At 39.5% G+C, this 12,123-nt stretch carries 10 protein-coding genes; 2 read left to right on the forward strand and 8 right to left on the reverse strand.

Going from position 1 to position 12,123, the window contains the following annotated elements:
• Positions 1 to 197, reverse strand: a 197-nt coding sequence (locus Q8907_06780; GenBank protein MDP4273966.1) for a helix-turn-helix transcriptional regulator, incomplete at its 3' end; no start/stop codon positions are given.
• 1 nt (position 198) lies between these two features.
• Positions 199 to 633: a hypothetical protein gene (locus tag Q8907_06785; protein MDP4273967.1), complete on the reverse strand. Its 435-nt coding sequence runs from the start codon at positions 631 to 633 to the stop codon at positions 199 to 201.
• Positions 634 to 1,022: 389 nt separating this feature from the next.
• Here Q8907_06785 and Q8907_06790 point away from each other — a divergent pair, with 389 nt between their 5' ends.
• Positions 1,023 to 3,056 (forward strand): M13 family metallopeptidase, encoded by a 2,034-nt coding sequence (locus Q8907_06790; protein ID MDP4273968.1) that lies wholly within the window; start codon positions 1,023 to 1,025, stop codon positions 3,054 to 3,056.
• Positions 3,057 to 3,775: 719 nt separating this feature from the next.
• On the opposite strand, the gene Q8907_06795 is transcribed toward Q8907_06790, so the two are convergent.
• The 4 genes from Q8907_06795 to Q8907_06810 all read right to left on the reverse strand — a co-directional run bounded on the left by Q8907_06795 (position 3,776) and on the right by Q8907_06810 (position 7,571).
• Positions 3,776 to 4,411 carry a hypothetical protein gene (locus Q8907_06795; GenBank protein MDP4273969.1) on the reverse strand — a complete coding sequence of 212 codons (636 nt, stop codon included), beginning with the start codon at positions 4,409 to 4,411 and terminating at the stop codon, positions 3,776 to 3,778.
• Between the two features lie 7 nt (positions 4,412 to 4,418).
• Positions 4,419 to 6,065, reverse strand: a complete 1,647-nt coding sequence (locus tag Q8907_06800) for a hypothetical protein (protein MDP4273970.1) — start codon at positions 6,063 to 6,065, stop codon at positions 4,419 to 4,421.
• 607 nt (positions 6,066 to 6,672) lie between these two features.
• Positions 6,673 to 6,957 (reverse strand): transcriptional regulator, encoded by a 285-nt coding sequence (locus Q8907_06805; protein MDP4273971.1) that lies wholly within the window; start codon positions 6,955 to 6,957, stop codon positions 6,673 to 6,675.
• Positions 6,951 to 7,571: a hypothetical protein gene (locus Q8907_06810; protein ID MDP4273972.1), complete on the reverse strand. Its 621-nt coding sequence runs from the start codon at positions 7,569 to 7,571 to the stop codon at positions 6,951 to 6,953. The genes Q8907_06805 and Q8907_06810 overlap by 7 nt, the downstream gene beginning before the upstream one ends.
• A 574-nt stretch (positions 7,572 to 8,145) precedes the next feature.
• Between Q8907_06810 and Q8907_06815 the strand changes: the two genes are divergently transcribed.
• The gene (locus tag Q8907_06815) at positions 8,146 to 9,876 is read left to right on the forward strand and encodes a DEAD/DEAH box helicase (protein MDP4273973.1); all 1,731 of its coding nucleotides are present in this window, start codon (positions 8,146 to 8,148) and stop codon (positions 9,874 to 9,876) included.
• A gap of 1 nt (position 9,877) precedes the next feature.
• Here the strand turns inward: Q8907_06815 and Q8907_06820 are convergent, their stop codons facing one another.
• A complete protein-coding gene (locus Q8907_06820) occupies positions 9,878 to 11,158 on the reverse strand; it encodes a replication-associated recombination protein A (GenBank protein MDP4273974.1) in 1,281 nt (426 codons plus the stop codon).
• A gap of 133 nt (positions 11,159 to 11,291) precedes the next feature.
• Positions 11,292 to 11,837, reverse strand: a complete 546-nt coding sequence (locus Q8907_06825; GenBank protein MDP4273975.1) for a cysteine hydrolase family protein — start codon at positions 11,835 to 11,837, stop codon at positions 11,292 to 11,294.
• Between the last annotated feature and the right edge of the window lie 286 nt (positions 11,838 to 12,123).

The raw sequence follows: 12,123 nt of genomic DNA on the forward strand, positions 1-12,123 counted from the left end.
GTAAATAATTCTTCAACCGGAATCCCAAAAAACCTTGCCAGCCTGATGGCTAAAATAGTCGATGGTACAAACCTGCCATTTTCAATGGTATTGATGGTCTTTCTGGTTACCCCAATTTCAGCAGCAAGCTCTTCCTGTGTTATGTCCTTCATCGCCCGCCGAACTTTAATCTGGTTATGTAATTCCCAATTTTCCATATCACTCCCTGTTATAAATTAGACCAGCAAGCAGGACAGATAACACGCCCAAATATAAGGTAGTTTCGGTTACAATCAGTGCAGAAATATTATAAAATGATGAAATCCCGAAAAAGATTACATTGAGGGCCATCAATACCCAGAATCCGCACAAATAAGACTTATATCTGAAAAGTGAATGCAATTCGTCATTTAACGCTTCATTCAATTTGCGGTCGGCTTTAATATCTTTCCGCAACTGGAAATATTTAACCAGGTTGATGCTAAAAATAATCCATCCCAATAATCCCAGCCAGGAGATGATATTAATAATCATCTTTGCGGCAAGCAGATGGTTTAATATGAAATGTCCGAACCATAATGTCCAGCCAATGGTTAGCCAAAGCAGGAGGTGGTACTTTGTCTGATTGAATTGTTCAATGATTGAAGTTTCCATAGCCAAAAATTTAATTATGTAACTTTAAATTAACTTTATATAACCTTTAGGTTACAAATTTAAAATACTTCTTTAAATCCAACAAATTTTTTTAGTTTATTTTTAACATCATTCAATAATAATTTATTTCAAATTATTTAGAATGACTCTATGAAAAAAATGATTTTTCCAAATTTATCCTTTAAATGATGACCTAAAGAATCAAAAAAGACAGGGATACTGATAAAATTCAGGAAAATTTCGAAAATGAAAAACTATTTTTGTAATTTGTGAATATGTTAAAAAAATATATTAACATTGAAATTGAAAGAGTCATGTTTTCAATCCCCCTGCAAAAAGACAGAAGATAGAAAAACATGAGTTTTACGACCTCAAACAAATAAATATTTATGAGACAACAAAAATCAATTTTAATTGCATTTACTTTACTGGCAATGATGACAGGATGCAAAACAAAAGTAACAACAGTCCCTCCGATCAATTTAAAAGATCTGGATCAGACGGTCAAACCCGGAACTGATTTTTATCAATATGCCAACGGGGGCTGGATAAAAAGTCATCCGTTGAAGCCCGAATACAGCCGGTATGGTTCCTTTGACGTGCTCGATGAGAACAACCAGACCATGATCAAGGATTTGGTCATTCAGACTGCAAAAAACAACAACCCGGCAGGCAGCAATGCCCAAAAAATAGGTGATTTTTATTATTCCGGCATGGACTCCGCCGGGATTGAAGCAGCAGGAATTAAACCTTTGGAAAAAGAGTTGGGCAACATCGCTGCCATCAATTCTGTTGATGATGTTCAAAAAGCCATTATTCACCTTCAGGGATTGGGACTGGATCCGCTTTTTAGCTTCTATGGCGAACAGGACAGCAAAAACAGTGCAATGGTTATCAGTCAACTGGCACAAGGCGGACTGGGCATGGCAGACAGGGATTATTACCTGTCAGATGATCCCCGGTCCAAAGAAATCAGAAATGAGTATGTTAAATATATATCGAAAATTTTCCAGTTGCTGGGTGAACAGACTTCTGATGCCGACCGTTACTCACAAATCATCATGGACCTGGAAACGAAGCTGGCTACCGCTTCAATGCCGCGTGTTGACTTAAGAGATCCTTATAAAATATATCACAAGATGAGCCTGGCCGATTTACAGTCACTTTCACCAAACTTCAACTGGCAGTTGTTTTTTGCAGGCATAGGATTGGCTAACCCCGGGGACATCAACGTGTTGCAGCCAGATTTTTATAAAGCCATCAGCAACCTGATGAATACCACTCCGGTAGATAACTGGAAGCTCTATTTGAGATGGAACCTGGTAAACAGCCTGGCACCGTATCTTAGCAGCAATTTCGTAAACACCCGGTTTGCTTTTTACGGAAAGGTAATGAGAGGTACTGAGGTAATTTTGCCGAGGTGGAAACGGGTACTGGCAGCTACAGACGCATCCATGGGCGAGGTTTTGGGCAAATTATACGTTGAGAAATATTTCCCGCCTGAGGCAAAAGCTAAAGTGCTCGATTTGGTTAACAACTTGAAATGGAGCCTGGGTGAACGCATAAAAAACCTGACCTGGATGAGTGACGAGACAAAGGCAAAAGCTCTCGATAAATTATCCACGATCAACGTCAAAATCGGATATCCTGATACATGGAGAGATTTTTCAGGGCTTTCAATTGACAGATCTTCATACTGCAATAACATTCTGATTAGCAGCCGCTTTAATTTCAACTACATGGTATCCAAGATCAATAAGCCGGTCGACCGCAACCAGTGGGACATGACCCCGCAAACGGTAAATGCTTATTATAATCCGACCATGAATGAAATTTGTTTCCCTGCAGGAATCCTGCAACCTCCGTTTTTCAACGTTCATGCCGATGATCCTGTAAATTACGGTGCCATCGGGGTTGTCATAGGCCACGAAATATCCCATGGCTTTGATGATGAAGGCCGTCAATACGACAAAACAGGCAACTTGAACGACTGGTGGACCAAAGAAGATGCTCAAAAGTTCAGTGAGAAAGCTCAGGTACTGGTTAATGAATTCAATTCTTTCACCGTTCTGGATACCATTCATGCCAACGGGAAACTTACTTTGGGTGAAAATCTGGCTGATTTTGGCGGTTTGAACATCTCCTATTATGCCATGCAAAAGGCGTTGAAAGAAAAACCGCTTACTAAAAAAATCGACGGTTTCACTCCCGAACAAAGATTTTACCTTGCATTTGCCCATGTATGGGGACAAAATATCCGGGATAAAGAAATCCTGAGAAGGACCAAGGAAGATGTGCATTCACTGGGCCGTTACAGAGTAAACGGTCCGTTGCCCAACCTTCCGGAATTTCTCAAAGCTTTCAATATTCAATCCGGCGATAAGATGTATCTGTCGCCAGAAAAGAGGGCTGTAATTTGGTAATACGAATTTGTTGATTTAGAAAGGGCAATCGAAAGGTTGCCCTTTTATTATGCTAAAATTGAAAACGCCATTATCTTTGCCTTAGATAATGGCGTTTTTTATAATAACGTCAGTTCGACGTAAGTGAATTATCAAGCCAAATCATCAATAATTTCAATATTTAAAGAGGTTTTTTAGGGGAAAAAGAATAAGTATTAAAGCTGAGAGCAAATTAGTAATAAAATTGGCAAAACTACGGTATCTGGTATGTCCAACCCGATACATATTTTTTATTTCGTCATTAACCCTTTCAATTAAATCTCTTTTCTTTAAAAAAATCTTATCTCTTATAAGCGTTAAGCTGTTTTCATATTCTTACAAATCTTTGCAATCATGTGGGTCCCATCGATAAAAAGTTGTTCAAAAAGACTTTGACTGATATATCCTTTGTTGCCAACGAGTTTTCCAAACACTTTTTATGAAAAGATTGATTTTTCAAAGCCATCTATGGCCTGTTCAACGGAATTATTGAACATAAGACAAGATCTGCCACATATGGAGCTCCCGACTTTGTCAACGTTCTTGATTATTCCTGCCCTATTATTTCTAAATCCATCCGTATTGAACTCCTCCACGAAGGATACACCATTTTTCCTATTTATAATTGAATCAACAAATTCATTAACATTCTTACCGATTGAAGTATGTACTCCAAGTCCGGTGATACAATAGAGTTTTTTTTATTTCTTTACTATTTTTAGCCATTCAGTATTTATATCTTTTCCCCAGTTAGGAGAAATCTTTATTTTGGGTTTGAATGTGCTGTAGCAGCTATCTGCCTTTTCTAAATATGCCTCTGCCTTTTTTTTGTCACCTCCGACGAAAGAAGGCATATTATAATAGGAAATACCAAGTAACATATTCGCTCTAGGATTATTGGGATCTTTCTTAAGCGCAGTTTCCAACTGTGAAAGGGATTGTTTCAGCAAATTGCTTCGTGACATATAGTCAACACTGAACTCTGCCTGAAGGATGTATGCATTAAGGATGCACATCTCATTCATGTCAATTTCCTTTTTAGAACTGGCCTCCTTGTATTCATTTTCTGCCAAAGACAGGTATTTGTCCTTGGACTTGTCGTCTTTCTGAAGATAGCTCATCTTAGCATACAGATAAGCTGAATAATAATTAGGAAGCCATTCATTCTTGTTGACTGAGCCGATTCTGATGAAACTATTATTGGCAGTCAGATAGGACTGTATGTCATTTGCCTTAGACATAACGTCCAGAGCCTTAAGCATTTCATTTTCATAATTCTGTGCGTTTACTGTCATTGTCATGAACAGAAAACTGAAGGTAAAATAAACTAATTTCATAAATATATTATTTTAAAGTTATTAATATTGCGAATGTATAAGTTCTCTTAGCCATTGGCTTTATAGGATACAGGTCATATGTATCATGATCGTTCTTCGCATATGAAAAGCCGAAGACATGGTTCTGTCCAAGCAGGTTCGTTACCGAGAAAAAAAGCGTGACAGGCCATTTTGTATAGCTCGAAAAATCGTATGTATAGTTTATGCACAGGTCGTTATATGGTTTCGTCTTGTCTTTCATGAACTGCTCCACCGGCTTATTAGGATCGTAGTAGTGACGGCCACTCATCCAATTATTCGTCAGTCCCACATTACTGTGTATAGCGCGTATCCAGTGTTTATATACAAATGAGAAATTATGCTTCGAGAAATATTTCGGCATTGCCAGGATAGGAAAATCCCTGTAGTCTCGTTTCGTATCCATAAGGGAATAGCTAATCCAGAAGTCACCTCCAGGAATAGTCTTCTTATCCCTGTAGAATACCTCAAGACCTTTTGCATATCCACTGCCCGCATTATTATATGAATCAGGATTTGTGTCATATGATGTATATTTGATCAGATTGTGATATTTTTTATAATATGCCTCCAGCCTGAATACCCTCTTATTCCTCTCATACTGGTAATCGAGTATAAAGTGCTCTGCCCTTTCAGGCTTAAGCTTTCTGGTGAATTTGAGGTATTCTGACTCCGGATTCTGGAAAAAAGTTCCATATGCGAAAGAGAAAAGACCAAGATCACCGAGGCTGTACGCCAGAGACAGTCGCGGAGAAACCTTGAACAGGTTAAGCACAGAAGAATATTCTGCCCTGACACCCACCCGTGTAGTAAACCTGCGCATGACGTATGACTCTAGTTCTGCATAAGTAGCTATGCTGTGGTCTGTATAATCCAGTTCAGTATCAACCTCATTCCTTTTTATGCTTTCCTTGAAGTAGTTCAGTTGGTAGTCAATACCGTATGACAGCTTGTTTCTATCCGTAATGCTGATTATATCCTTAATCTTGAGCTCACTAAGAAAAAAGTTGTCACATAGGTCAAGATTGTTAAACTGCTCAAGACCGACATTTCTCTTGTCATACGACAATCCAAGTGATATATTCATTGTATTCTTGTCACTTATAGAGAAAACGTATTTATTGTTATTCAACAGTCCGAAACTTTTCAGTTCTGTATCCAGTTCATTCTGTTTCTCATCCTTAATAAAGGTATAATCCATCTCGCTTGTAGGATAATACAGTCCGGATTTATCCATGTTCAAGGAGAACATACTTTTCAGCATTCCTGAGTTACTTGTCTTCTTGAAATAATTGAAAGTAAGGAAATGAGCCTTAGGAGGTGTAGTCCAGTCTATATTCTGCTTTACCACCTTGTAATAAGGATCCAGGTCACTGTGATCGTAAGACAGGACAATCGCCGAATTATTTCTGAACACCCGCTGCATTGAAAGTCCGAATCCCATTGAATATAAATTTATATTCGCCAGGTTGTCCGAAGGCATACTATTCGTCGATAGCACGAGTGCTGATGACAGAGCCTGTCCGTATTCAGCAGAATATCCTCCGGAACTGAACATTGTACCTGAAAACAGGAGAGGTGAAAAGCGCCCTTTTGACGGGACATTTGCCATTGTCTGCCTGTACGGATTCTGCACTAGCAATCCGTTTATGAATGTCCTGGACTCATAAGCCTCACCTCCCCTAACGAACAGTTTACCTTGCTCACCAACGAACTGTGCACCAGGGAGTGTGGACAGGGTACCGTAAATATCAGCTGAGCTGGATGCCGTAAGTACTATGTCCAAAGGCTCAAATGATACCGACTTCACCTTGTCACCAGCTTCAAAGTTGCCTGCAGTAATCTGCACCGCATCCAAAGTGTAATTTTCTTCTTTCAAGCAAATAAATACACTGTCTTTTGTTGGTATTGTCACCTCTATTTCACGATCCATGTACCCGATATACTTAAATACCATGGTCTGCTTGCCTGACAATTTCGTCTCCAGTCTGAAATATCCGTCAAGGTCTGATGAACAGCCGTCATATGAATCCTTTATCATTATGTTTGCACCTGTAAGTGCATTTCGATCTGTACCATACACCCTGCCACATATTACATTCTGACAATAGGCAGACATACCTTGCACTCCAACTAATAAAAGTGCCAATAGTCTTTTCATATAATTCTCTATTTTAACGTCAGTTCGAAGTAAGTGAAGTATTATAAAGTCAAATTATCAATAATTTCGATCAACGAATAATCTATATGTTGATATAGCCTTTCAACGCGTCAACATACGACTCGAAGGCTCGGCGACCTTTCACGGTCATCTTGCAAGTTGTACGAGTTTTCTTCCCGACAAATTCCTTACGTACGCTGATGTATTTAGCTTCTGCAAGTTTGTCAAGCTGCACGCTGAGATTGCCCGCCGTGGAATTTGTCTTCTCCCGCAGATAGACGAAATCAGCCTCTTCCACAGACATGAGTATAGAGACAATAGCCAATCGAAGCTGCGAATGAAGTAAAGGATCTAATTCTTTCAACATGATTTCTTGGCTTTACAATTCAGAATGTGGCCTGGAATAGCCATAATAACAATGAACGACAGGCCGAAGCCAAAGATATTGCCAAAGTACATCATGCCATTCAGATATATAGACACCATCATAGCTAGTGCAAAGAGAATGCCGATAATAGGAATGTAAGTCACATAAGGTTCGCGTACAACGGCTCCAACAATCGATACACCCAGGCAAACGTAAACGAGCGATAATGGCATCATCGGATTCATAATGCCGTAGTTGTGTAAACTGAATGCCGACACTGTGAGCACGATGAACGTAATCACGAACATGATACCAATGATTCTCCATACCTGACTGATCACTCTGTCGGTGTAAGTGACCACAGTCGCAGGGCGATTCTTCTTCAACCTTTCCATAAAGAACCAGAACACGAACATCAGTGCCCAGCACCACGACCAGCCGGGATTGCGGGTAATACCAATGAGCACGCCAATGACAATGGACAATGTCGCAGTGAAGTAACCGAAATACATGAGCACATTGCCCTGTCCAATTCTCAGGTTGTTCTTACTCGTTGCTATCATCCGGGAAATGAGTTCCAAACTCTCTTTCTCATTAATACTTTTCTCTTCCATAATGCCTTTAATTTTTATAAATCGGTTTATAATATAAACTATATAGTGAAAAATAAAAAGAGTATTCCTCTCCTTTTATTTTCACAAAGCAAATATAAACCAGTTTATATTATAAACCATATATTTGTTGATTATTTTTAACTATACTTAATCAATTCGTACAAGTGATTATAGAATAGTCTATCCAATAACTACGCTCACCCATCATTTACTCGGCTTGCTATGCTTAGTCCTCATTGTACAAAAGGAACACGGCCACAAATGTTTTGTAGTCCTGCAACAATCCCAAGAAAGTGTTCCATAACTATCTCAACACTAATATGATAATTTGTCACAACTTTCCGGATAAACCTTGTTCATTCTGATTTTTATGTTTTTTTAGCATCACTTTGACTTCAGTGATCGCTTAAATCCCTAATTCACAACATTATTTCCTCATTTTGCTCTCATTCTCATTTTCTTGTTGTATCTTTGCGCCAAATTAATATGGTGATTTTTGGTTAGCAACATAAAAACAGGATGGTCCTGCAGATTGAAAATGGAATCAAAGAGCACTTTAACATGAAAAATATATATGATTACATTTGAATCAACAGGCCTGAAACCTGAATTATTACAAGCAATTGATGAATTAGGGTTTGATCAGCCCATGCCTATCCAGGAAAAAGTGATTCCAGTTCTTCTTAAAGGCGACACAGATTTAATCGGACTAGCCCAAACGGGTACCGGAAAAACAGCAGCATTTGGCCTTCCTTTGCTCAACCTCACTGACCTCTCTCTGCAAAAAACTCAAGCACTTATTCTTTGTCCAACCCGTGAACTTTGCCTGCAGATTGCAAAAGATCTTAAATCCTATTCTACTCATCTTAAAGAAGTTAATATCGTTGCGATTTACGGAGGTGCCGATATCAACGGACAAATCAGGGAACTGAAGCACGGAGCTCATTTTATCGTTGCTACCCCGGGGCGAATGAAAGATGTCCTGGAAAGAGGCAAGGCTGATATTTCAAATATCAGATGGACTGTCCTCGATGAAGCTGACGAGATGCTTAACATGGGCTTCCAGGAGGAGCTTAATGCCATCCTTGAACAGACTCCTGAAAGTAAAAATATGCTTTTATTCTCGGCCACCATGTCTAAGGAAGTAGCTTCGATTGCTTCCGGATACATGAAAGATCCTATAGAAATCGTGGTCGGACAAAAGAACACAGGTTCCGCAAATGTTGTGCACGACTGTTACATGGTCAATGCACACGACCGCTACCTTGCCCTGAAGCGCATCATAGATGTAAATCCCGATCTCTACGGACTGGTTTTCTGCCGTACCCGGATGGAAACCAAGGAAGTAGCTGCAAAACTTTTAAATGACGGATATAATGCCGATGCCCTTCATGGTGACCTTTCACAGGCCCAGCGTGACATGGTGATGCAGAAATTCAGGAACAAAAACCTACAGATTCTGGTGGCTACCGACGTTGCTGCCCGCGGACTGGACGTAACCGACCTGACACACGTGATCAATTATAACCTTCCCGACGATATCGAAATTTATACACACCGCAGCGGACGAACCGGAAGAGCCGGGAAAGAAGGCGTATCCGTTGTGATTATCCACTCTAAGGAACAATATAAAATTCACCAGATTGAAAAGGTTATTAACCGTAAATTCAACTGGAAGAAGGTTCCCGGAGGAAGCGAAATCTGTGAAAAACAACTTTTCAGCCTGATCGATAAAGTCGAAAAAGTTGATTGTACCCAGATTGAACCTTTCCTGCCCAGGATTTATGAGAAAATTGAAACACTCAGCCGCGAAGAAATCATCAAACGGTTATTTTCACTGGAATTCAACAGAATTTTTGATTATTATAAAAATGCTCCGGATCTGAATAAAGTTGCCGTAAGCAAGAAAAGTGAAATGAAATCCGGGAAAACGACTTTCAACCGCTTCTTTATCAGCATTGGCACAAAAGATGAAGTAACCACCCGCGATTTGATCGGGTTGATCAACGATGCAGTTGAAGACAGAAACATTGAAATCGGCAAGATCGACCTGATGAAAAGTTTCTCATTCTTTGAAGTCGATAGCAATTATACTGATAAAATCCTCAATTCATTCCAGCATGTTGAAGTAAGCGGCCGTAAAATTGTTGTAGAACAGGCACAGGACAGAAAACCTTCAGCATCATCAAGATCCAAAAAAGAGAAATTCAGGGAAGGCAAATTCTCCGAATATGGCAAAAACAGTCGCAGAGACCGCGAGCGTAAAGGTTCAAAAGACAGAAAATATAAAAAAAGTAGATGGTAAACTAGTAACCATATTTTTTCTTCCAAAGAAAACTTAAGCGGTTACGGATTTCTTTTTCCTTGTTATTATTTTGCGGGTCATAAAATTTATGGCCCGCTATTTTTTCGGGCAAATAATCCTGCAAAACAAAATTATTTTCAAAATCATGGGCATATTTGTAATCCTTTCCATAGCCCAACTGGCTCATTAATTTAGTCGGTGCATTTCTCAAATGCAGAGGCACTGGTAAATCGCCTGTCTGTTCAACAAAAGCCAAAGCATCATTAATTGCTTTATAGGAAGCATTGCTCTTGGGCGATGTAGCCAAATAAACAGCAGTTTCCGAAAGAATGATACGCGATTCGGGCATCCCGATCACATGAATAGCGTCAAAACAGGCCTGGGCAAGAAGCAAGGCATTGGGATTGGCCAGACCTATATCCTCAGATGCCAGAATCAGCATCCTGCGGGCAATAAATTTCGGGTCTTCCCCACCGGCAATCATCCTGGCCAGCCAATAAACCGCAGCATTGGGATCACTGCCCCTCATGCTTTTAATGAAGGCCGAAATAATGTCGTAATGCATCTCCCCGCTTTTGTCGAACATGGCAATATTCTGCTGTAGGACATCCGTAACTTTCTGATCGGTAATCACCACCTGATCGGAATTTTCTGCATTAACCATCATCTCCAGGATATTGAGCAATTTGCGGGCATCACCTCCCGAAAAACGCAAGATGGCCTGATCTTCCTTAACCTCAATATCTTTCTTCTTCAGATAGATATCCGTTTCAATAGCATGGTTCAGAATCTCCAGCAGTTCCTCTTTTTCAAGAGACTGAAGCACATAAACCTGACAACGTGATAACAAAGGAGATATAACTTCGAAGGACGGATTTTCAGTAGTGGCACCAATCAAGGTAACAGTTCCCTGCTCAACTGCACTTAATAAGGAATCCTGTTGTGATTTGCTAAAACGGTGGATTTCATCAATAAACAAAATAGCATTGGGCTGATTGAAAAATTGCAATTTCTTGGCCTTTTCAATAGTCTCTCGCACATCCTTCACCCCCGAATTAACGGCACTTAAAGTGTAGAAAGGACGCTTCAGGGTATTGGCAATGATCGTAGCCAGTGTGGTTTTTCCCACACCCGGAGGCCCCCACAGGATAAACGAAGAAAGGTTGCCCGATTCTATCATTTTTCTCAGCACAGCCCCTTTACCAATCAAATGCCGCTGCCCGATATAATGATCCAGATCTTTAGGCCTCAGACGCTCTGCCAAAGGTTGATTTACCGACATATTCTTTTAGATAGTTTATGCGAAAATACAAAAATCAGGGCAATTTATTCATTGATTTAGATCGCAGAAATGAGCATTACTAAAATATGAAGTTCGAAATAACTGGCTCCGGTAAAATTTTTATGAGAACAAATCAATTCTCCAGGTATTGCCTCGTTGTCATAACAGTTGAATAAGTATTATTTAAAGCTGCTAAAAATGCATTTTGAACGACCGCTGCTTTGAGGATTTCATCATTAATTTTCAAATCCCTTGTGGCGCAGGCATCTCCAATTAAAACAATATTAAATCCCAGATCCTTCGCAGCCCTTGTAGTTGCATCAACACACATATGGGTCATCATGCCACAAATAATCAAATCTGTTATATCATTGCTCTTAAGATATTCCAGCAATCCGGTTTCCCGGAAACTATTGGGATAATGTTTGATGATGACTTTCTCATTTGCCAGAGGCCGGACATTCTTGTGTATCTCTGCTCCTTTAGTTCCGGGTAGAAAAAACGTTGCAGCGGGTTTAGTGGCAATATGCTGCACATGAACAACCGGCAAATGATCGGCTCTGAAATGTTCCAGGATAAATCCCGCATTTACAATTGCATCCCCGGATCCGGCTAATGGCATTGAACCATTTTCAAAATAATCATTCTGAATATCAATAAGGAGTAAGGCTTTTTTCATGTTTTTTTAGAATTCAATAACATCAAAATTATTTTTTAGTTTGCAATAAACAGGCCAATTTCTCTAAAATTTATTTTGATTGTAATTTATTAAAGTTTCGCAAGTAAATATCTCCCTGAACGGAATAAAATTTAACAACTGAGATTTATTGTTCATCATGTCATATAGAAATAATGAGAAATATTCCTCTGTGTACCTCTGTGTTATTGTATCGATTTATTACACAGAGAACCACAGAGTTTTAACACAGAGTGCCACAGAGAAATCTGTTATAACCCCTTAATAC

It is taken from the genome of Bacteroidota bacterium (assembly GCA_030706565.1).
Lineage (GTDB): Bacteria > Bacteroidota > Bacteroidia > Bacteroidales > JAUZOH01 > JAUZOH01.